Origin of the sequence: Vibrio sp. A11, assembly GCF_013048705.1 — a bacterium.
Classification (GTDB): domain Bacteria; phylum Pseudomonadota; class Gammaproteobacteria; order Enterobacterales; family Vibrionaceae; genus Vibrio; species Vibrio metschnikovii.
Genome location: NZ_VHSI01000017.1, coordinates 16,999 through 39,710 on the forward strand (window position 1 = coordinate 16,999; position 22,712 = coordinate 39,710).

A 22,712-nucleotide genomic window follows, 5' to 3' on the forward strand; every position below is an offset into this window, starting at 1 on the left:
ATGCGTTTAAACGAGATGAGCCAATTGGCTAGCAATATCAGTTTGAGATAACGTGGTTTGCTGACCACCAAGTAAATCTTTTAGTACTACCGTCTTTTCAGCGATCTCGTTTTCACCAAGTACCAGAGCGACCGCAGCACCAACTTTATCTGCACGTTTAAATTGTTTTTTGAAGTTACCACCACCACAGTGGTTCATCACACGTAAACCCGGAACTTGCTCACGCAGTTGCTCAGCGAGTTTCATTCCAGCCATGGTGGTACCTTCACCCGCCGTGACAATATAAACGTCTACGCTACGCCGCACCTCTGTATTACCTAAGGTTTCCATCATCAATACCAGACGCTCAAGTCCCATCGCAAAACCAACTGCCGGAGTCGCTTTCCCTCCGAGCTGTTCAACTAAACCATCATAGCGGCCACCGCCACACACAGTGCCCTGAGAGCCTAAGCTTTCTGTTATCCATTCAAAAACCGTTCGATTGTAATAATCTAATCCACGCACTAAACGTTGATTAACGGTGTATTCGATACCTGCCGCGTCAAGAAGTTCACACAAACCGCTAAAATGTTGTTTCGATTCGGCATCTAAGTAATCAGCCAATTCGGGCGCATCGCCAAGTATCGCTTGAACGTCTGGATTTTTACTGTCAAGTACACGCAATGGATTGGTATACATGCGGCGTTTACAATCTTCATCCAATACGTCTTGATGTTGTTCTAAATACTCAATCAACGCGCTGCGATAATCCGCGCGAGCCGCTAATGAACCAATCGAATTCAGCTCTAGTCGCACATGCTCAGCAATACCAAGTTCACGCCATAGACGTGCTGTCATCATGATAAGCTCGGCATCAACATCTGGGCCATCGATACCAAATACTTCAACGCCACATTGGTGGAACTGACGATAGCGACCTTTCTGAGGACGCTCATGACGGAACATTGGTCCGATATACCATAAACGCTGCTCTTGGTTATACAGCAGGCCATGTTCAATTCCTGCACGAACGCAACCGGCTGTTCCTTCAGGACGAAGGCTTAAGCTATCGCCATTACGGTCAGCAAAGGTGTACATCTCTTTTTCAACCACATCGGTCACTTCACCAATAGCGCGGCTAAAAAGTGGCGTCATTTCCACGATGGGCATACGCACTTCGCTATAGCCATAGGCACTAACGACATTTTTAACTGCGTTCTCCACTTTTTGCCAAATTGGAGATTGAGTCGGGAGGCAGTCGTTCATGCCTCGAATTGCTTGAATAGTCTTTGCCAAAATATTTACCGTAATATCGTGAGGTTAATCTTGCTCGATTTGCTGAATAGCAATACGATTTCTCGTGTCTAACTGAGCTGCTTTTGAACGGATTCTAGCTTCGAGCTGAGCAACGAGATCGTCATTATCAAAGCGCTCTTTCTGACGAACACCATCTTCATAGAAGGCACTTTTTTTATTACTGCCAGCCAATCCTAAGTGGGAGACTTCTGCCTCACCAGGGCCGTTGACGACACAACCAATGATCGAGACATCCATTGGGGTTAACACATCTTCCAAACGCTGCTCAAGTGCGTTAACCGTACTGATCACATCAAATTCCTGACGAGAACAACTTGGACAAGCGATAAAGTTGATCCCACGAGAGCGAATGCGCAGTGATTTCAGAATATCAAAACCGACTTTAATCTCTTCAACAGGATCGGCCGCTAAAGAAATCCGTAGCGTATCACCGATACCTTCAGCCAACAGCATCCCTAAACCAACTGCCGATTTAACTGAACCAGCTCGGGCACCACCCGCTTCGGTGATCCCTAAATGAAGAGGTTGATCGATTTGTTTAGCCAATAACCGATAGGAATCTACTGCTAGAAAAACATCCGAAGCTTTAACACTGACTTTGAACTGATCGAAGTTTAGCCTGTCGAGAATATCGACATGGCGCATCGCAGATTCAACCAGAGCTTCAGGTGTCGGTTCACCATATTTAAGCTGAAGGTCTTTTTCTAATGAACCACCATTAACGCCGATTCGAATCGGAATGCCTTTATCACGGGCGCAATCGACTACCGAGCGGATCCGAGCTTCATTACCGATATTACCAGGGTTAATCCGTAAACAATCAACACCATACTCGGCCACTTTTAAAGCGATTCGATAGTCAAAATGAATATCTGCCACTAAAGGAATCGAGACCTGTTGCTTAATTAACTTAAATGCTTCGGCAGCATCCATAGTAGGAACCGAGACACGGACAATATCGGCCCCGACTTTCTCCAACGCTTTTATTTGAGCGACGGTCGCAGCCACATCTGTGGTTCTGGTGTTAGTCATGGATTGTACGGCGATAGGCGCGCCATCGCCAATAGGTACGTTACCCACATAAATACGTGTAGAGGGGCGACGCTTAATAGGAGACTTGTGTTGCATAATTTCGTCTAAGGTAAGGTGAATCTAGCTACTCTGCCTGAAGTATACCCAGAAAGGTCGACAGGTTCACTCGCAAATGTGACAGAAACACCTTCTGGTGCTCCAAGAATGACACTAATCGGGGTTTCACCACGCACATTGATTGATTGACCGGCTTTTTTAACGCCGGTAGACAGCGTTTTGCCAGTGGCATCTTTAACTTGAATCCAACAATCAGCGCTAAAAGTCATGCTGAGCAAATTACTCTCGTCAGCGTTGACCGGCGTATTTTCGGTGGTAGCTGGTGTGATGGATGGCTCCGCTTCTAAGATAGGCTCAACCCGACTATCGTTGACGGGGGACTCTTCCTCTTCTGCTTGCTCAACCGCTGATACCTCATTACCAACAGTCAGGTCACTCACCGTCGGTAGCTGATCCAAAATAGGGTCGGCCAACGCAGACTGCGGATTGGTTTGCTCAGTAATCAATGAACTGAGCTCACTCGATGAAGTGAGATTATTGTGTTGGTTATTCTGCCACCACCACAGTGATGACATACCAATAATCACCAATACAATAACCCAAGTGATCAACATGATACGACTATCGTGCTGATCACGTTTCGTTTTTTTAGAAAAGCTTTGCATCTTCTGCTCTTGAGGCTCAATCACATAGTGCAACTCATAAGCTTCGACGACTTCAGCAGCCGAGAGTCCGACGGCTTTAGCATAAGAACGCAGATAACCACGAGTAAAGGTTGCCACCAAATCAGAATCAAATTGGTTATCTTCAATGTTACGAATAATCGCCACCCGCAACCGTAAGCGATCAGCCACTTGCTTTTGACTCAATCCTAAAGCTTCTCGTTTGAGCTTAAGCAGTGTGCCGGGTTGTTGAACGTTCGGCGTTTCTTCAACGATGGTCTCTTGTTGTGTATTCATCCGCGCTATCAATCTCTTTTATTCGTGTTCGAGCCGAAGCCTACGCTGTTATTTTTGTCTCTATTCATTAGTCGCGTTTAGGTTCTCAGGGCTCCAACAGGGAAAATGGTTTCATCCAATTCACTTAAGTTTCGATAATACTAACTTCCAGACTAATTTTGCTTATACAGCGAGGAAATTGCATTATCACTCATCAAGTAAGTTGGATATCACGTTTGTTCGATTCGACCGCTACATCGAATGGGCTCTAATTAAATCATTCTAATGGATCTTAGGCGGTAAACAACATTGATTTGAAAAAGAAATTACAGCTAGGTCAAGATTTTTCGTTAAATTGACATAAAAAAGCCATAATTTGCCACTGTGAGCTAAGAATCCTACTATGCATCAAAACACCTTACGCAGCCTGTTTCAGTTAATAGCATGATTCTATCAAGGTGCTCGATGACCGATAAAAACTGAGCATCTATTGGCTTATAAACTCAAAATGTAATTCGACTTGTTTAGCCGTTTTCTCTTAACAATAACGCCAGCGAAAAGGCTGGCGTTATTAAAAAGGTTTATAAGGTTTTTACGGGAATAATCTGCTCAGGCTGCTGCTTTAATTTCGTCCGTTTGGTTCTGTCTATTACATCACCAACTAACTGACCGCAGGCAGCGTCAATATCATCACCACGCGTTTTACGTATTGTCACAGTATGCTCATATTGCATTAAGGTTTTCTGAAAACGATCAATGCGTGAATTACTGGGTTTTTTATACGGTGAACCTGGATAAGGATTAAACGGGATCAGGTTAATTTTACAAGGCGTCCCTTTCATCAACTGAGCCAGTTCATGCGCATGTTCAGTGCCATCATTCACATGATCCAACAAAACATATTCGACGGTTACTTTACCGCGATTGGCGTTAGAAGAGGCAATATAGCGGCGCACTGAAGCAAGAAAATCTTGAATATCCCAGCGATCATTAATCGGCATAATTTCGCTGCGTAGTTTATCGTTAGGTGCATGAAGTGAAATCGCTAAAGCAACGTCAATTTGCCCGGTCATTTGATCTAAACCAGAAACGACACCTGAAGTAGAGACCGTCACACGACGTTTCGACAAACCAAAACCGAGGTCATCAAGCATAAGTTCTAACGCAGGAATGAGGTTTTTCATATTGAGCAACGGCTCACCCATGCCCATCATTACCACATTGGTGATCGGACGGCGGCCTGTTTCTTTTTCCAAACCAATTTCACGTGCTGCACGCCAAACCTGACCAATAATTTCCGAAACGCGTAAATTACGGTTAAACCCTTGCTGAGCGGTTGAACAAAACTTACATTCCAGCGCACAACCAACTTGTGAAGAGACACACAATGTGGCGCGATCTTCCTCGGGAATATAGACGGTTTCGACATCTTGATCTCCGACTCGCATTGCCCATTTAATCGTGCCATCACTGGAGTATTGAGCATCGGAAACGTAAGGCGCTCGAATCTCACAGTGAGTCTGTAATTTCTCACGCAGGTTTTTGTTAATGTTGGTCATTTTTTCGAAGTCATCACAACCGAAGTGATAAATCCACTTCATGATTTGATCAGCTCGAAACGCTTTTTCACCCAATTCTTCTGCGAAATAAGTACGTAAGCCTTTGCGATCAAAATCGAGCAGATTGACTTTTTCAGTGGTCATGTGGCCTCTCCAAGATGGAACTAGAATTAAGGGCGCGAATTGTACAGCCTTTATTCAATGACAACAAGCACAGTAAAACCCTGAATTTTTTGCGACATTGTTGGGATAGGAAAGCGGTTCTAGTCGATGATTAATCCCTGATGAGGCAGGACTCATCAGGGGTCACCAATAAACACGGTGATTAACTATTTACCTTCAGCTTAACGCTTACTTTATACCGTGGTAAAAACCATAAACCATCCAGCGCTGAGTCTTGATGGTGCCATTTGGGTTCTACGGCAACTCACTCACTGCGTGGGCAAATTTCAGCGTCGGGAAAAAAGAACTCAATTTCACGAGCTGCCGAAATAGGACTATCGCTGCCGTGTACAGAATTATAACGCATACTCAGCGCGTAATCAGCGCGTATCGTGCCACATGCCGCTTCTTCCGGATTAGTTTTACCCATTAATTCACGGTAACGAGCAATCGCATTTTCTCCCTCTAACACTTGGACCATGATCGGACCTGATGTCATAAAGGCTTTTAGATCATTAAAGAACGCTTTTCCTTCATGCTCAGCATAAAAACCGCTCGCTTGATCTTCGGTTAAATGAACCATTTTTGCCGCGATAATTCTCAATCCCGCTTTTTCTATACGATGGTAAATCTCGCCGATTAAGTTACGCTTTACCGCGTCAGGTTTGATAATTGAAAATGTTCTTTCAAGAGCCATAAGATGTCCTTTTTGGATTTTGATAGTAAATAGTAAGGCTAATTGATACGTACTCCAATCGCTTGCTGCTACCTTTAGCGACAGATGAGTCTCTCCCTAACCACATAGATAACCATGTCATAGGAGCTACTCAACGACGTCAATACCGCTGTAATAGCAAAAAAGAGTACAAAACGGGGCAATCAACACTGCCCCTTGGTTACTTATTATTTGGCCTGATCTAATAAAATACGCGCAACGGTCTTAACGCCCATCGCTGTTGCCCCAGCGGCCCATTTATCACTGGCGGATTTACGATACGTTCCCGCGCAATCGACATGTAGCCAGCCTTGCTGGTAATCGTCAACAAAGTAGGATAAGAAAGCCGCTGCCGTACTTGCACCCGGTGAATAATCACCAGAACAAATATTGGAGAGATCAGCAAAGTTCGAGGGCAACATATCACGGTGAAAATCAGCTAATGGCAGAGCCCATAATCCTTCATGCTCTTCTTGAGCTGCATTGAGCGCTTGTTGACTCAAAGCTTGGTCGAAGCTCAGTAATGCGTGGTAATCATTACCTAACGCATTTTTTGCAGCTCCCGTTAACGTTGCACAATCGATGATCAATTGTGGTTTTTGCTCTGAAGCGTAAATCAAACCATCAGCTAAGACTAACCGCCCTTCTGCGTCAGTATTCATAATTTCAACGGTTTTGCCGTTTTTATAGGTGATCACATCACCCAATTTTAATGCACGGCCAGATACCATGTTCTCAGCACAGCACAAAATGAGCTTAACGCGTTTATTCAAACCGCGCATGATAGCCAGACCAAGTGCTCCGGTGATGGTTCCTGCTCCACCCATATCCGCTTTCATCGAAGACATAAAATTAGACGGTTTTAAACTATAGCCACCAGAGTCAAAGGTAATGCCTTTGCCAACTAAGCAGGCAAATACAGGAGCATTATCATCGCCCGTTGGGTTGTAGTCTAATTGCAACATGGCAGAAGTGCGCTCAGAACCTCGACCTACCGCATAAATGCCTTCCCAATTTTCCGTCAATAGGTCTTTATCTTTTACAATTCGATAAGAGACGTGATCCGGAGCTAGTGACTTAATAAACTCGGCAGCCATGGTCGCTAATTGACGAGGAGCCACTTCTTCAGCACTTTTATTGATAATATCGCGTGTCCAATCCGCCGCTTTAATCCGTGCTTCAAGTTCAGTTTGATCAGCGCTGGCTAACGACTCCCACTGTAAGGTATTTTTCTTTTTAGGATCACGATAACCTTGGTGAAATGCCCAAATCGTTTCTAAGGTCCATGCTGAACCAGATAAATGTAACGAACGCAATCCTTGGCCATCTAATTTACGTGCTGCACGCTGAATGGCATTGAGATCATTCTCTTTCGATAAATGAATGGTCGCGCCCTGCTCTGAGAATGAGACGAGGGCTTTTTCTCCCCACTGAGGCTGGGCTGACTCTAGACTAATAAATACAGGCATCTGTGTAGACATGGTTTCTCCTTGTCCTATATGGTGTGGCCCTAATAGATATATTCCTTTGTTCCGTTACACTACCGCGCGATTACCGCTCTTGTAACGAGTTGAGAATAACTACTCTCGGATATATCTGAATCACAACGAATAATCAACCTAACGATGTTAACATTTTGTCGCGTAAAAATACCCACTGGATAAAAAAACGGACCATGAGGTCCGCTTATTTTGCTTAAAATTGTTAACTCAACACTGATTTGATGGCTCGCTGCCGACTATATTATTGAGCTTTCTTTATGCATTTGCCACAAAGGCGACATATTACGCAATTGAGTCACTGCGCTACGAATATGTTCAATCGCATAATCTATTTCATCTTCGGTCGTAAAACGGCCAAATGAAAAACGAAGCGAGCTGTGTGCTAATTCATCATCCAAACCCAGCGCACGCAATACATAAGAAGGCTCTAAGCTAGCCGAGGTACAAGCACTGCCTGAAGAAACCGCAAGATCTTTCAGGGCCATTAACAACGATTCGCCTTCGACAAAAGCAAAACCGAGATTAAGGTTATGAGGAACACGCTGCTCTAAATCACCGTTGATACTCACAGCTTCGATATCTTGTATGCCATTAAGTAAACGGTCACGTAAAGTTTTAGCATGTTGATAATCATGCTCCATCTCTTGTTTAGCGATGTTAAACGCTTCTCCCATCCCAACAATTTGATGGGTCGCCAGTGTTCCTGAGCGGAAACCGCGCTCATGACCACCACCATGCATCTGTGCTTCAAGATAAATACGCGGCTTGCGACGCACAAAGAGAGCCCCAATACCTTTAGGGCCATAAATTTTATGCGCTGAGAGTGAGATAAGATCGACTTTCATTGCTTGTACATCGATCTCAACTTTGCCCGCGGATTGAGCCGCATCAACGTGAAAGATGATATTTCGATCACGACACAGCTCACCAATCGCAGTGATATCCTGAATCACACCAATTTCATTGTTGACATGCATCACCGACACTAGCACGGTATCATCACGCATGGCGGCTTGTAATTGATTTATATCGATCAATCCACGACGGTCAGGCTGAAGATACGTCACCTCAAAACCTTCCTGTTCTAGCTGGCGAGTAGTATCTAATACTGCTTTATGCTCAGTTTGACAGGTGATGATGTGCTTACCTTGTTTAGCATAAAAGTGCGCCGCACCTTTAATCGCCAAGTTATTCGACTCTGTTGCCCCTGAAGTAAAAACAATTTCACGCGGATCGGCATTAATAAGTTCAGCAACTTGTTCACGCGCCGTATCCACCGCTTCTTCTGCCTGCCAGCCATAACGATGCGATCGAGAAGCAGGATTACCAAACGTCCCATCCATCGTCATATGCTGAATCATCTTTTCGGCCACGCGCGGATCAACCGGACAGGTGGCCGAATAGTCTAAATAAATAGGCAGTTTCATTTTTTATTTTACTCCAGTGTAAACATTGCCGCTATGAGCGAACGTTAAGACCAAAGGAGGCTGCACCAATAGTGACAGATTGAGAATGCTTATTGCCATTCCCTTGGTTCGCCGCAAGGTTCATACCTTGACGGTCAGAAATTTGTAAGACTTCGTTATCAACCATCAACTCACCGAGTGTGATGTTATTTAAGAAGTCGCTAATACGTGAGCTGAGGTCACACCATAACGTGTGAGTAAGACAACGAGTGCCACCTTGGCAATCACCTTTACCATGGCATTTCGTCGCATCGACAGATTCATCCACCGCCGCGATAACCGTACCAATAGAAATGGTACTCGCTTCTGCGCCTAAACGATAACCACCGCCAGGACCACGAACACTAGCAACTAAGCCAGCTTTACGTAATTTAGAAAATAGCTGCTCTAGATAAGACAGAGAAATACCTTGTCGCTCTGAAATATCCGCTAGAGGTACTGGGTTTTGCTGCGAATTTAGCGCCACATCTAACATGGCGGTTACCGCGTATCTTCCTTTAGATGTTAATCTCATATTACACCATATCCACATCGATTATGTGGTTGAGATTCTTCCATACCCGACTAATTCAGTCAAGTATTTAATTGACTGAATTAGTCGGGTATTTAACCTTAAATTAATCAGGTGATTAGCGACAATTAAGGCAGGCGCATTTTTTTCTCTACTGCAGTCAATACGCCACGTAAGATATTAATTTCTTGCGCTTCAGGGCGAGCTCGGCTGAATAATCGGCGGAGCTTGTTCATTACCTGCCCTGGCTGTGAAGGAGAGATAAACTCACTTTCCAACAACACTCGCTCTAGATGCTGATAAAATCGGTCCAGTTCTTGATGACGAGGATAGTCCACCACTGTCGGTGATGAAAACTCACTCTGTTGATGTGTTAAATGAGCAACGCGAATCTCGTAACATAACGTTTGCACGGCCATCGCTAAGTTTAATGAGCTGTATTCGGGGTTAGCAGGAATGCATACATGATAATGACAAAGCTGTAACTCTTCATTGGTTAAGCCTGTTCTTTCACGACCAAATACTACCGCAACAGGATGGGTTTGACCTTCAATAGCAAACTGTTCGCCACACTGACGAGGATCAAGCATCGGCCACTCTAATGTACGTGAACGGGCGCTGCTACCAACGACTAACCCACACTCAGCAACCGCTTCACTCAGCGTGCTGACGATCTGCGCATTTAACGCAATATCACTGGCACCCGCAGCTAACGCGATTGCTTGAGCATCTACTGCGCATTCAGGTGCGACTAATACCATCTGACTTAGGCCCATCACTTTCATCGCTCTAGCCGCTGAACCAATGTTTCCTGAATGTGATGTGCCCACTAAAACGATTTTAACATTGTCTAACATGACGTTAATTTACCATCAATCTATCGCTAATCTCGCCGTCGATGATGACACTCACTCGTTGATTCGCGTTGACGAGCGAGTCCATCTTAACTTTAACGGTATTAAATTGGCTTGAAGGGTTGGCTAAGTAACTCGAGAATAATCCATACAAAAACGGTTACTTGGCGTTCGTTGTTCGATAATAACATAAAGAAAAATGAAATGATCAGGCCCGTTGTCGGCCGAACCATTAAGCGAGCAAAAAATAACCACTTCCTTTTTGGTATGATTTTGCTATAATCCGCTCCGCTTTTTTCGTTCTTTAACATCCGTTGGGAAACTCGTATGCATCCAATGCTAAACATTGCTATTCGCGCTGCGCGAAAAGCAGGTAATCATATTGCTAAATCTCTAGAAAACGCTGACAAAATTGAATCCTTTCAAAAAGGAAGCAATGACTTTGTTACTAATGTCGACAAAGAAGCGGAAGCGCTAATCATTGCTACCATCCAAAGCTCTTACCCTGAGCACTGCATTATTGCCGAAGAAGGCGGTCTTATCGAAGGTAAAGATAAAGACGTACAATGGATCATCGACCCACTGGATGGAACCAATAACTTCGTGAAAGGTATCCCTCATTTTGCGGTATCGATTGCCGTAAGAATGAACGGTCGCACCGAAGTTGCCTGTGTTTATGACCCAATGTTAAATGAACTATTTACCGCACAACGTGGCTCTGGCGCTCAATTAAACAATAGTCGTATTCGCGTTAAACCATTGAAAGATCTACAAGGGGCTATCCTTGCGACTGGTTTCCCATTTAAGCAAAAACAACATTCTGAATCTTACCTAAAAATTATTTCTTCTTTGTTTGTTGAGTGCGCTGATTTTCGTCGTACTGGCTCAGCCGCCTTAGATTTATGTTATTTAGCGTCTAACCGTGTCGATGGCTACTTTGAGTTAGGTCTTAAACCATGGGATATGGCGGCAGGCGAACTGATCGCTCGTGAAGCAGGCGCAATTCTGGCCGATTTTGCTGGCGGTACTAATTACATGCAATCAGGCAATATTGTCGGCTCAAGCCCACGTGGTGTAAAAGCGATTTTGCAACACATCCGTGAAAACGGAAACAGTGCGATTTTTAAATAACCGTTCTATTGTCAAACAATCAGCATGGCACCAATCATCCATGCTCGCTTGATAAAAAAAACCGCTGAATATTCAGCGGTTTTTTTGTTACTGGTGAAGACGAATCTCACTGTCACCTGTCAACCTTAAGCTAAGGCAACTCATCCAACTCAGCACCCTCTTTTTCTATAGGTGCTGGAATAAGATGCTCACGGGTAATACCAAGCTTTAACGCTAACGCCGAAGCAACGTAGATAGAAGAGTAAGTACCTACCGTGATCCCCAGCAGTAATGCGGTAGCAAAACCATGGATATTCGCACCACCTTGGACAAATAATGCGATCACCACAAACAACGTCGTGCCTGAAGTAATTAACGTCCGACTCAGCGTTTGCGTAATGGAGCTATTCATTACTTCCGCTGAATCGCCTTTACGCAACTTACGGAAATTCTCACGAATACGGTCAAAGACCACTATCGTATCGTTCAACGAATAGCCGACCACCGTTAGTAAAGCGGCCACGATCGTTAAATCAATTTCGATTTGCAGTAACGAGAAAATACCTAGGGTGATGATTACGTCGTGAGCTAGAGATAATACGGCCCCAGAGGCTAAACGCCATTCAAAACGCATTGAAACGTAAAGCAAAATACAGATCAGTGAGGCTAAAATTGCTAAGCCTCCCGCTTCTGCCAGCTCATCACCAACGTTAGGACCAACAAACTCGATCCGGCGCATCTCAACGCTTTCACCCGTTCCCTCTTTGATGGCATTCAGAATTTGGTTACCGAGCGTTTCTCCAGCGACCCCTTCACGAGGGCGCAAACGGACCATTACATCACGTGCTGAACCAAAGTTTTGTACTGTTGCATCACCAAATCCACGCTCATCAAGAGCATGGCGAATTTTCTCCAGATTCGCAGGCTCGGCAAAACCCACTTCTATCAGTGTTCCGCCAGTGAAGTCCAATCCCCAGTTTAACCATTTTGTGGATAAGGTAAAAATTGACGCGCCAATCATCAATAGCGATAAGACAAACGTAAACTTTGACCAACGCATAAAGTCGATCGTTTTCTCTGCTTTCAGAATTTGATACATAATGATTCCTAGCCTTAGATCGACAATTTATTAATACGTTTCCCGCCATACAGCAGGTTAACCACACAACGCGTACCGATAATCGCGGTAAACATCGACGTTAAGATACCAATCGATAAAGTAACGGCGAAGCCTTTGATCGCACCAGTACCCACCGCAAACAAAATAATCGCCGTGATCAGCGTCGTGATATTCGCATCAGCAATGGTACTAAACGCATTGGCGTAACCTTGGTGGATCGCTTGTTGCGGATTACGACCTTCACGTAGCTCTTCACGAATACGTTCAAAAATCAGCACGTTAGCATCTACCGCCATACCAACCGTTAACACAATACCGGCAATGCCGGGTAAGGTCATGGTTGCTCCGGGAATCATCGACATAATGCCGATAATCAACACTAAGTTGGTCAACAAGGCTAAGTTAGCAATCAAGCCAAACGTACGATAGTAGAGTGCAGTAAAGATCATCACCGCAAACAAACCCCAGATACAAGCTTGAATACCCATGTCGATATTCTGTTGTCCCATTGACGGGCCAATCGTCCGCTCTTCAACGATCGAAATCGGTGCGATTAATGCGCCTGCACGTAGTAATAACGCTAAATTTTGAGCCTCAGCCGCCGAGTTGATGCCGGTGATTCGGAAATTACGCCCCAATGCTGACTGAATCGTCGCTTGGTTGATGACTTCTTCATGCTTTTCTAAAATCACTCGGCCATCGTCGGTTCTTTCACCACTGTCTCGATATTCAGCAAATACCGTTGCCATCAGCTTACCAATATTATTTCTTGAGAAAGCCGACATCTTACTGCCACCTTCACTATCAAGAGAAATATTGACCTGTGGGCGACCGTATTCGTCGGCACTTGAACTGGCGTCAGTAATACTTGAACCACCCAAAATGACTCGACGTTTTAAAACAACAGGACGACCATCGCGATCCAGTTTAATTTCACTACCTGCAGGCACTCGACCTGCCGCTGCGGCAGCCAGATCAGCCGTAGCGTCGACTTCACGAAACTCAAGGGTTGCCGTCGCACCTAAAATTTCTTTCGCACGTGCAGTATCCTGTACGCCAGGTAATTCAACCACAATCCGACTCGCACCTTGACGCTGAACTAAAGGTTCTGCAACCCCTAATTCATTGACACGATTGCGTAAAATAGTGATATTTTGCTCAACCGCGTAGTTGCGAATCTCTTGTAAACGGGCGTCTGTAAATTTGGCTACCAAGAGGAAGCGCCCATCACGATCAGAAGCGGTAAAATTCATATCACGATGATTCGCCTCTAATAGACGGCGAGTTTCTTCAAGCTGAGCGGCATCGCGTAAAATGATCTCGACGGAATCCGCTTGACTGCGGATCGCACGGTAGCGGATCTTCTCATCGCGCAATTCACTACGAAAAGCTTCTTCTTGTTGGCTGACTAATCGCTCCATTGCCGCGTCCATGTCCACTTCCATTAAAAAGTGAACTCCGCCGCGTAAATCAAGGCCAAGTTTCATCGGCGCTGCGCCAATGGATTCTAGCCAACGAGGAGTGGAAGGCGCTAAGTTCAGCGCAACAATGGTGTCATTGCCTAAAGCTTCATTAATGATGTCACGAGCACTGATTTGGGTATCAGTGTCATTAAAACGCACCAAAATGGAGCCATTTTCGAAAGCAATGGATTTATGAGAGAGTTGCGCTTTATCGAGCGCTTCAGTGACAGCATCCAGCGTTGACATATCTACAGAGGCGCCACGCGCCCCTGTAACTTGAATAGCCGGATCTTCACCGTAAAGATTAGGAAGTGCGTATAAAGCAGAAATGGTAATGGCAAACACAACCATTAAGTACTTCCATAACGGATAACGGTTTAGCACAGCGAGGATCCTCTAGCTGTTTTACAAAGATTTAAGTGTACCTTTTGGTAACACGGCAGAAACGAAGTCTTTTTTGATCACAACTTCATTATTGTTGTTCAATTCAACAGAGATAAAATCGTTATCATCAGCGATTTTAGTGATTCTTCCCACTAAACCACCACTGGTTAAGACTTCATCACCTTTCGCCATTGAGGCCATTAGACTTTTATGCTCTTTCACTCGTTTAGACTGTGGGCGGTAAATCATAAAATAGAAAATTACCGCAAACATGCCAAGCATGATCAGCATTTCGAAACCACCACCCTGTGATGCACCTTCACCTGCTGCGTGCGCTACAGAAATTAGACTCATTGAGAAACGTCCTCTAAGTTATTGTTTGTAATATTTGTAGGTATTGGGCCGCACTAAGACAAATTCAAGCCATGAATAGACCCTTCAGGATAAATCCATCTCAGTGCTTGCCATTACGCTTGTTCGATTTGTAGCGGCGGCACTTCGCGTTGACGGCGTGCGTAAAACGCTTCTACAAATTGATCAAAGCGATCTTCGTCTATCGCTTTACGAATACTTTCCATCAATCGTTGGTAATAACGTAGATTGTGAATAGTATTCAGACGAGCGCCAAGGATCTCATTACAACGATCCAAATGGTGCAAGTACGACTTAGAATAATTTTTGCAAGTGTAACAGTCACAGTGCGGATCCAGTGGTGTTGTATCTGTTTTATGTACTGCATTACGGATCTTGATCACACCACCGGTCACAAATAGGTGTCCGTTACGAGCATTTCGTGTTGGCATCACACAGTCAAACATATCGACGCCACGACGCACACCTTCTACCAAATCTTCTGGCTTACCCACGCCCATTAAGTAGCGAGGCTTATCTTCAGGCAGCTGAGGGCAGGTGTGTTCTAAAATACGATGCATATCGGGCTTGGGCTCTCCAACCGCAAGGCCACCGACCGCATAACCATCAAAACCGATTTGTGTTAGTCCTTTCACTGACTCATCACGTAAATCTTCGTATACGCCACCCTGAACAATGCCAAAAAGTGAATTGGTATTGTTGAGCTTATCAAAATGGTCACGAGAGCGCTGCGCCCAACGTAATGACATTTGCATCGATTTTTTTGCTTCTTCATGCGTCGCAGGGTAAGGCGTACATTCATCGAAAATCATTACGATATCTGAACCTAAATCTTTTTGGATTTCCATCGATTTTTCAGCATCCATAAAGATTTTGTCACCATTTACAGGGTTGCGAAAATGCACGCCCTCTTCGGTGATTTTGCGAATTTCGCCCAAACTGAAGACCTGGAAACCACCAGAGTCCGTCAGAATCGGGCCTTGCCAATTCATAAAGTCGTGCAAATCACCATGCATTTTCATCACTTCTTGGCCTGGACGTAGCCAAAGATGGAAGGTGTTACCCAGCAAAATTTCAGCACCCGTTTCTTTAACTTCTTCCGGAGTCATGCCCTTTACTGTGCCATAAGTACCAACAGGCATAAAGGCCGGGGTTTGTACGGTGCCACGTTCAAAGGTCAACTGACCTCGACGCGCATTGCCATTTTTCTTTTTCAGTTCAAACGTTAACTTCACAAAGCCTCCAATGTCAGAGAAACAGTCTGACGATATTAAGGGATCAAGCTTAAGCCTGATTTTTTTCAATAAACATCGCATCACCATAGCTGAAGAAGCGATATTTCTGCTCTACCGCATGCTGATAAGCAGCCATAGTGTGCTCATAACCAGCAAAGGCACTGACTAACATAATCAGCGTCGACTCTGGTAGATGAAAATTGGTGATCAATGCATCAATCAATTGATATTGATAACCAGGGAAAATAAAAATATCCGTGTCACCAAAAAAAGGCGCTAACGCTGTGCCTTTCGCAAGTGCATCTTGCGCTGCACTCTCTAAAGAACGCACCGAGGTTGTCCCAACCGCAATCACTCTGCCATCACGAGCCTTGGTCGCTGCAATTGCCGCAACCACTTCTTCTGGTACTTCAACGTATTCAGCATGCATATGGTGATCATGAATATTTTCCACGCGCACAGGTTGGAAAGTACCCGCGCCGACATGCAAAGTCACATAGGCAAACTCAACGCCTTTAGCTTGAATTTGATCCAATAATGCTTGGTCAAAATGTAGCCCTGCTGTTGGTGCGGCAACGGCGCCCGGCTTTTGATTATAAACCGTTTGATAACGCTCTTTATCGGTTTCTTCATCGGGGCGATCAATGTATGGCGGCAAAGGCATATGACCAATATGGTTTAAGATTTCCAAAACCGTTTGCTGGGCATTAAATCGAATCTCAAACAAGGCATCATGGCGTGCAACCATGGTCGCTAAATATTGGTCCTGCTCACCCAGATACAGTTCCGTCCCCGGCTTAGGCGGCTTGGAACAACGAACGTGCGCTAAAATAGAGCGCTCATCGAGCATACGCTCAACCAACACTTCTAATTTACCACCACTGGCTTTACGACCAAATAAACGAGCTGGGATAACACGAGTATTGTTAAAGACTAATAAGTCTCCTGGCTCAATATAATGCAACACATCGGTAAATGTGCCATCAACCCGTTCACCGGTGGTGCCATTTAATCGCAGTAACCGACTATCAGTGCGCTGCGCTTTCGGGTAACGAGCGATTAGCTCATCTGGGAGGTCAAAGTGAAAATCTGAAACTTGCATGGCTCTTTCTTAGTTATTGATAAGGTTAGCGACGGTTCATTTCGCGGCGCAACAGTATATACCCAAGCTCCGGCAAGATACAGGATTGTCAGCAGCTAGGATACGTTCCATCGATTAAGGATTGTAATCAAAAGTGACTTAGCGGCTTCTCTGTTGCGATTACCAGTAAAAGCTGACTTAACTCTCAGATATTAACCACAAACAAACCTATACTAAATATCAACAGACCGCGCGCTACGTCACGTTCATTGGCCAGTTAAACTTGGTTACCGATCATCGAAAGGAAAAGGAGTTGGTTATGATCAAAGTTGAAGACATGATGACTCGCAACCCACATACTTTGTTGCGTACCCACACAATAGCCGACGCCCGAAATATGATGGAAGCATTAGATATTCGTCATATTCCTATTGTCGATGCCAATCGCCGGTTATTAGGCATTATTACTCATCGCGATGTATTGGCAGCACAAGAGTCGAGTCTATACAACAAAATTACCGATACCTCACATACCGAAACGACCCCTTTGTATGAGGTCATGCACACGGGCGTCATGTCGGTCGCTCCACAAGCCGGCCTAAAAGAAAGTGCTATCTACATGCAACGGCATAAAGTTGGCTGTTTACCGGTAGTCAACAAAGGCGAGTTGGTCGGGATCATTACCGATAGCGACTTCGTCGCTATTGCGATCAACTTGCTAGAATTACAAGAAAACAGCGAGCCCGACGAAGTCGATACGGATAACGACTTTGAGCAAGACGTTTTGTAGCTGGTCAATAGAATAGATAAATAAAAAGAGCATGGTAATCAATACCCTTGCTCTTTTTAGTTTTGAGATAACTTGCTATCACTCAGACAATTAATTGATGCGATAAATTTATTAAAGTTGCAGTTGTCCCCTGCAACTTTGCGTCATCAGATTATCACCATGCAGAAGTTAGAACTGCTCTTCTTCGGTTGAACCGGTTAGCGCAGTGACTGACGATTGACCACCTTGAATCGTATTGGTCATTTTATCAAAATAACCCGTGCCCACTTCTTGTTGGTGAGCCACAAACGTATAGCCTTTCTCGGCGGCGGCAAACTCTTTACGCTGAACCATTTCAACATAATGACGCATGCCTTCACCTTGAGCATAGGCATGAGCAAGTTCAAACATGTTAAACCACATGTTATGAATGCCAGCTAAAGTGATAAATTGGTATTTGTAGCCCATATTCGCTAATTCTTGCTGGAATTTGGCGATCGTTTCGGCATCCAGGTTTTTCTCCCAGTTAAACGATGGCGAGCAGTTATAAGCCAAGAGTTGATCAGGGTACTGAGCATGAATCGCTTCAGCAAACTGTCGCGCTTCTTCTAAATCGGGTTTAGCGGTTTCACACCAGATTAAGTCGGCGTAAGGAGCGTAAGCCAAACCACGAGAAATCGCTTGATCGATCCCAGCACGAACACGATAGAAGCCTTCAGCGGTACGCTCACCAACAATAAAATCGGCATCATATGGATCACAATCCGACGTTAATAGATCCGCGGCGTTAGCATCGGTTCGAGCAATCACCAGCGTAGTTGTTCCAGCAACATCAGCAGCCAGACGCGCAGCGACCAATTTTTGCACCGCTTCTTGAGAAGGAACCAGTACCTTGCCGCCCATATGGCCACATTTTTTCACCGACGCCAATTGGTCTTCAAAATGAACCCCTGCCGCACCGGCTTCAATCATCGATTTCATCAGTTCATAAGCATTCAGTACGCCGCCAAACCCCGCCTCTGCGTCAGCGACTATTGGTAAAAAGTAATCGATACCCCCTTCATCTTGTGGAGATTTGCCATTTGACCATTGAATTTGATCAGCGCGACGAAACGCATTATTGATGCGTTTAATAACGCTAGGAACCGAATCGACCGGATAGAGCGATTGATCAGGATACATCGTCCCAGCGGTATTATTGTCCGCCGCGACTTGCCAACCTGAAAGGTAAATCGCTTCGATACCAGCCTTAGCTTGTTGAACGGCTTGTCCTCCCGTCAAAGCACCAAGACAGTTAACGTAGCCTTTTTTAGCACTACCGTTTACCAGTTCCCATAATTTATCTGCACCACGCTGGGCTATGGTATTGGCTGGGGTGACTGAGCCCCGTAAATTAACGACATCTTCTGCACTGTATGTCCGCTTAACGTGTTTCCAACGTGGATTCGTTGCCCAATCTTTTTCTAGTGCTTCGATTTGCTGGCGGCGAGTTAATGTCATGTTCTGTCCCTCTTATCATTGGTTTCGCGTGGCTGATGGCACACGCCGATATCGTCCTTTTCGCCACTCACTTCGATTCAGTGAGCTTTGAAGTTCGGTTTCACGTTACTGTTATTTATTATTGGTTAAGACCGTTCTACGCCAAATAGTCGTAGCCCGGGATGGTTAAAAAGTTACCGAGGTCGTCACTGGTGGTGAGACGTTCAATCAATTCAGCTGCTTCGGTAAACCGTCCCTGATCAAAGCGTGCTTGCCCAACTTCAGCTTTAACGACTTCAATTTCTTGAGCTAAGTAATCACGAAATAACGTTTTCGTGACTACTTGTCCGTTATCTAAGGTTTTACCGTGCTGAATCCATTGCCAAATTGAAGCGCGAGAGATCTCTGCGGTCGCTGCATCTTCCATCAAACCATAAATTGGTACACAGCCATTACCAGAAATCCACGCTTCGACGTATTGCAAAGCAACACGAATATTGTGTCGCATGCCTTGCTCGCTCCGTGGGCCATCACAAGGAGCAAGCAGCGCTTCTGCAAGGATTGGCGCATCCGATAAACGAGTCACATCCAATTGATTACGACGCTCACCCAGCACTTGATTGAAGACCTCCATAGCGGTATCCGCTAATCCGGGATGAGCGACCCAAGTTCCATCATGGCCATTCATCGCTTCCAGCATTTTGTCATGACGGATTTTTTCCAGTACTTGAGCGTTAAGCGCAGGATCTTTGGCAGGAATAAAGGCCGCCATGCCTCCCATGGCAAATGCGCCGCGTCGGTGGCAGGTATAGATCAATAAACGTGAGTAAGCATTCAAAAATGGCTTATCCATCGTCACGACTTGACGGTCAGGCAACACGCGATCAGGGTGTTTTTTCAACGTTTTAATGTAGCTAAAGATATAATCCCAGCGGCCACAGTTGAGCCCCACAATGTGTTCTTTAAGAGCAAAGAGGATTTCATCCATCTGAAACACCGCAGGCAGAGTCTCAATCAATACCGTCGCTTTTATCGTCCCGGTCTCTAAACCAAAATAATCTTCGGTAAAATGGAAGACATCACTCCACCATTGCGCTTCTTGATAAGCTTGGAGTTTTGGTAAATAGAAATAAGGACCACTGCCTTTTTTCAATAACGCTTTATAGTTATTGAAAAAATACAAAGCGAAATCAAATAAAGCCCCGGGAATCGCTTGCTCAGCAAATAGGACATGCTTCTCTTGTAAATGCAGCCCTCGAACTCGACAAATCAACACGGCTGGATCTTCTTTAAGTTGATAGACCTTATCGTTATCTGGATTACGATAACTGATGGTGCCATTCACCGCATCGCGCAAATTCACTTGTCCATCGAGCAGCTTATCCCAAGCGGGTGACATCGAATCTTCAAAATCGGCCATGAAGACTTTAACGTTGGCATTGAGTGCATTGATGACCATTTTACGATCCGTTGGACCGGTAATTTCTACTCTTCGATCTTGCAGATCATTAGGAATACCAAGGATTTTCCAACTGCCTTCACGAATATCGATGGTTTGCTCTAAAAAATCAGGCAGGTGACCTTGATCAATACGCTGCTGTTGCTGTTCGCGCTCATTGAGTAACGTATTCACTCGCGATGCAAAATGACGACACAGCTCAGCTAAAAAGGTTTGGGCTTCAACAGGGAAAATGGTGCTATGTTCCGAGGATAGAGCCCCATTAACAACTAATTGATCGTGATGCTTAGCGTTTTCAATGGCTGATGACGATTTATCGGGGGTTTGAGCAAGCATGGCATCCTTCCTTAGAGAGTATCTTTATCTGTCATTTGTAAATTTAGAACTACAAAAAACACAGTAAGCGTATAACAATAATATTGGCGAGTTGTGCTTATAAGCCTGACTTAATCCATCAATGAGTCAAAGGTAAGTCAGCACGATATAACCCAACAAACTCAAGACAAACATTACCCTATAAGCCATTACAATTAAAGAGTGAAAGTTAACGCATCGTTAAATTCAACGTTTTATTCCGTTTCAAACTATCGTTTATTACTGGCCTAAAAAATGTAATTTATTACGTAATTAAATTACATTAAAAATTAACCGTGAAAGTCGTTTAAAACAGTCGTTCGATAATTAAATCGATCAGCGATATCGTATTTTCAGGGTTCAAGCAGGATAGATAACCGAATGTTGAAACAATGGAATGGGGAAAAGATGTAAAATTAACCATGTGAAGTTTTACTATTTTATGAAAGCTTCAAAACTTTATGGCTGTAAAATTTGACAAAAAAAGATTCACTAGCAGAGTTAAACTCTATTTAATTAATAAAAAATGGCAAATAAAACTAGAAAAACCGCAAATATATAGAACAGCCAAACGGCTTAACATCATTATGCTCTCCAAACGACTTGGCGCTATTAACCGCTAGCAAGCAAGTCACTGGCAAATTTATCTGGAAAAAACGTCACCAATGCCAATGAGAGCCAAAACTCGCTCTCACTGGCTCCATGAACATAGATAAATGATGGAGTTAGAGTAAACAAACGTCGCTAATATCACAGCAACTTCCAAAACGAAGAGTGTATCGCTGTCATCGTCCCTCCCTTATTTTGTCCTGAGAGGGCGTTATAATAGCTGCGCCACAACTTCGGCAAGCTGTTCGAAAGTTGGCTGGCGAGATGAACCGGGACGCCATACCACACCAATTTCTCGATAAGCCTGCTGACCGGGAGGATCAATAATCACTAAGTTTTGATTGTCTAACAGACCATGTTCAATCGCCATTTGCGGAATAAAGGTCATACCTAATCCGTTGGCAACCATTTGTACTAAGGTATGTAAACTGGTTGCCATAAAAGGATTGATTTTTTCTTTATCGGTTAACTTACAGGCAGATACCGCATGTTCAGTTAAGCAGTGCTCATGCTCTAATAAAAATACCGATTCATTAGGCAGATCATCATAAGTGATAGGTACTCGAATACGGTCCGCCTGCTGACGGCTAATCACCATCCTAAAAGGATCTCGACCAACGATTCGACTCATCATCTGACCAATGTCCATCGGTAAGGCGAGAATTAACACATCGAGCTCTCCGACTCGCAAGGCGTTTAATAGATTAGCGGTCGTATCTTCGCGTAATAATAAGTGTAACTTAGGATAACGTTGGTTAAGCTCTTGCACCAAATCACACAATAAAAAAGGCGCGATCGTCGGAATGCAGCCTAGTTTAAGCTGTCCTTCCATTGGCCCATTTTGACACTGCTGACCTAACTCCAGCAGATCTTTACCTTTCGCCAGTAATTCACGCCCTCCCTTTACCACTTGTTCTCCGGCATAAGTAAAAACCAACGGGCTTTTTTTGTCCGATTTCTCATATAAAGGGCAACCAATCAGAGTCTGCAAATTTTGAATGCCTTTACTCAGTGTCGATTGGCTAACAAAACACCGTTCAGCCGCTTCACTAAAATGCCGTGTTTCATATAACGTAATCAAATAATGTAGCTGCTTTAAGCTTGGCCATTTATTCATCGTATTCTCTTTATTCTCCACTCAAATAGCTTAAAGCGCGATTTCTCGTACCGAGTAAATTCAGCCAC

Annotated in this window: 19 protein-coding genes; 2 read left to right on the forward strand and 17 right to left on the reverse strand. The window is 44.4% G+C overall.

Annotated elements, in window-relative coordinates:
* Positions 1–6 precede the first annotated feature (6 nt).
* From hisS to trmJ, 9 genes are all read right to left on the reverse strand, one after another.
* A complete protein-coding gene (hisS, locus tag FKQ60_RS14865) occupies positions 7–1,275 on the reverse strand; it encodes a histidine--tRNA ligase (RefSeq protein ID WP_170905246.1) in 1,269 nt (422 codons plus the stop codon).
* A 24-nt stretch (positions 1,276–1,299) separates the two neighbouring features.
* The gene (ispG, locus tag FKQ60_RS14870; RefSeq protein ID WP_170905245.1) at positions 1,300–2,424 is read right to left on the reverse strand and encodes a flavodoxin-dependent (E)-4-hydroxy-3-methylbut-2-enyl-diphosphate synthase; all 1,125 of its coding nucleotides are present in this window, start codon (positions 2,422–2,424) and stop codon (positions 1,300–1,302) included.
* An 8-nt stretch (positions 2,425–2,432) separates the two neighbouring features.
* On the reverse strand, positions 2,433–3,344 hold the full coding sequence (locus FKQ60_RS14875; protein WP_170905244.1) for a RodZ domain-containing protein: 912 nt from the start codon (positions 3,342–3,344) through the stop codon (positions 2,433–2,435).
* A 560-nt stretch (positions 3,345–3,904) separates the two neighbouring features.
* Positions 3,905–5,026, reverse strand: a complete 1,122-nt coding sequence (locus FKQ60_RS14880; RefSeq protein ID WP_004395843.1) for a bifunctional tRNA (adenosine(37)-C2)-methyltransferase TrmG/ribosomal RNA large subunit methyltransferase RlmN — start codon at positions 5,024–5,026, stop codon at positions 3,905–3,907.
* 283 nt (positions 5,027–5,309) lie between these two features.
* Positions 5,310–5,741 (reverse strand): nucleoside-diphosphate kinase, encoded by a 432-nt coding sequence (gene ndk / locus FKQ60_RS14885; RefSeq protein ID WP_154168978.1) that lies wholly within the window; start codon positions 5,739–5,741, stop codon positions 5,310–5,312.
* A gap of 206 nt (positions 5,742–5,947) precedes the next feature.
* The gene (pepB, locus tag FKQ60_RS14890) at positions 5,948–7,240 is read right to left on the reverse strand and encodes an aminopeptidase PepB (protein ID WP_004395845.1); all 1,293 of its coding nucleotides are present in this window, start codon (positions 7,238–7,240) and stop codon (positions 5,948–5,950) included.
* Between the two features lie 257 nt (positions 7,241–7,497).
* A complete protein-coding gene (locus FKQ60_RS14895; RefSeq protein WP_161438684.1) occupies positions 7,498–8,688 on the reverse strand; it encodes an IscS subfamily cysteine desulfurase in 1,191 nt (396 codons plus the stop codon).
* 31 nt (positions 8,689–8,719) lie between these two features.
* Positions 8,720–9,241 (reverse strand): Fe-S cluster assembly transcriptional regulator IscR, encoded by a 522-nt coding sequence (gene iscR, locus FKQ60_RS14900; protein ID WP_154168984.1) that lies wholly within the window; start codon positions 9,239–9,241, stop codon positions 8,720–8,722.
* A gap of 125 nt (positions 9,242–9,366) precedes the next feature.
* Complete coding sequence (trmJ, locus tag FKQ60_RS14905; protein WP_154168985.1) at positions 9,367–10,095, reverse strand: tRNA (cytosine(32)/uridine(32)-2'-O)-methyltransferase TrmJ; 729 nt, start codon at positions 10,093–10,095, stop codon at positions 9,367–9,369.
* Between the two features lie 324 nt (positions 10,096–10,419).
* Here trmJ and suhB point away from each other — a divergent pair, with 324 nt between their 5' ends.
* Positions 10,420–11,223, forward strand: coding sequence for an inositol-1-monophosphatase (suhB, locus tag FKQ60_RS14910; RefSeq protein WP_170905243.1), 804 nt, complete (start codon positions 10,420–10,422; stop codon positions 11,221–11,223).
* 130 nt (positions 11,224–11,353) lie between these two features.
* Here suhB and secF read toward each other — a convergent pair whose 3' ends face one another.
* From secF to queA, 5 genes are all read right to left on the reverse strand, one after another.
* Entirely contained in the window at positions 11,354–12,301 is a 948-nt protein-coding gene (secF, locus tag FKQ60_RS14915) for a protein translocase subunit SecF (RefSeq protein ID WP_154168987.1), read from the reverse strand.
* A 14-nt stretch (positions 12,302–12,315) separates the two neighbouring features.
* Positions 12,316–14,169: a protein translocase subunit SecD gene (gene secD / locus FKQ60_RS14920; RefSeq protein WP_083797767.1), complete on the reverse strand. Its 1,854-nt coding sequence runs from the start codon at positions 14,167–14,169 to the stop codon at positions 12,316–12,318.
* 21 nt (positions 14,170–14,190) lie between these two features.
* Complete coding sequence (gene yajC, locus FKQ60_RS14925) at positions 14,191–14,523, reverse strand: preprotein translocase subunit YajC (protein WP_072668776.1); 333 nt, start codon at positions 14,521–14,523, stop codon at positions 14,191–14,193.
* A 113-nt stretch (positions 14,524–14,636) separates the two neighbouring features.
* The gene (gene tgt, locus FKQ60_RS14930) at positions 14,637–15,776 is read right to left on the reverse strand and encodes a tRNA guanosine(34) transglycosylase Tgt (RefSeq protein ID WP_154168989.1); all 1,140 of its coding nucleotides are present in this window, start codon (positions 15,774–15,776) and stop codon (positions 14,637–14,639) included.
* Positions 15,777–15,825: 49 nt separating this feature from the next.
* Positions 15,826–16,878 (reverse strand): tRNA preQ1(34) S-adenosylmethionine ribosyltransferase-isomerase QueA, encoded by a 1,053-nt coding sequence (gene queA, locus FKQ60_RS14935; RefSeq protein ID WP_170906685.1) that lies wholly within the window; start codon positions 16,876–16,878, stop codon positions 15,826–15,828.
* Between the two features lie 298 nt (positions 16,879–17,176).
* On the opposite strand from queA, the gene FKQ60_RS14940 reads away from it, so the two are divergent.
* On the forward strand, positions 17,177–17,647 hold the full coding sequence (locus FKQ60_RS14940) for a CBS domain-containing protein (protein ID WP_154168993.1): 471 nt from the start codon (positions 17,177–17,179) through the stop codon (positions 17,645–17,647).
* 168 nt (positions 17,648–17,815) lie between these two features.
* On the opposite strand, the gene aceA is transcribed toward FKQ60_RS14940, so the two are convergent.
* The 3 genes from aceA to FKQ60_RS14955 all read right to left on the reverse strand — a co-directional run bounded on the left by aceA (position 17,816) and on the right by FKQ60_RS14955 (position 22,644).
* Positions 17,816–19,126, reverse strand: coding sequence for an isocitrate lyase (gene aceA / locus FKQ60_RS14945; RefSeq protein ID WP_154168995.1), 1,311 nt, complete (start codon positions 19,124–19,126; stop codon positions 17,816–17,818).
* A 136-nt stretch (positions 19,127–19,262) separates the two neighbouring features.
* The gene (gene aceB / locus FKQ60_RS14950; protein ID WP_170906686.1) at positions 19,263–20,900 is read right to left on the reverse strand and encodes a malate synthase A; all 1,638 of its coding nucleotides are present in this window, start codon (positions 20,898–20,900) and stop codon (positions 19,263–19,265) included.
* Positions 20,901–21,738: 838 nt separating this feature from the next.
* Positions 21,739–22,644 (reverse strand): hydrogen peroxide-inducible genes activator, encoded by a 906-nt coding sequence (locus FKQ60_RS14955; protein ID WP_154168999.1) that lies wholly within the window; start codon positions 22,642–22,644, stop codon positions 21,739–21,741.
* Positions 22,645–22,712: the final 68 nt, after the last annotated feature.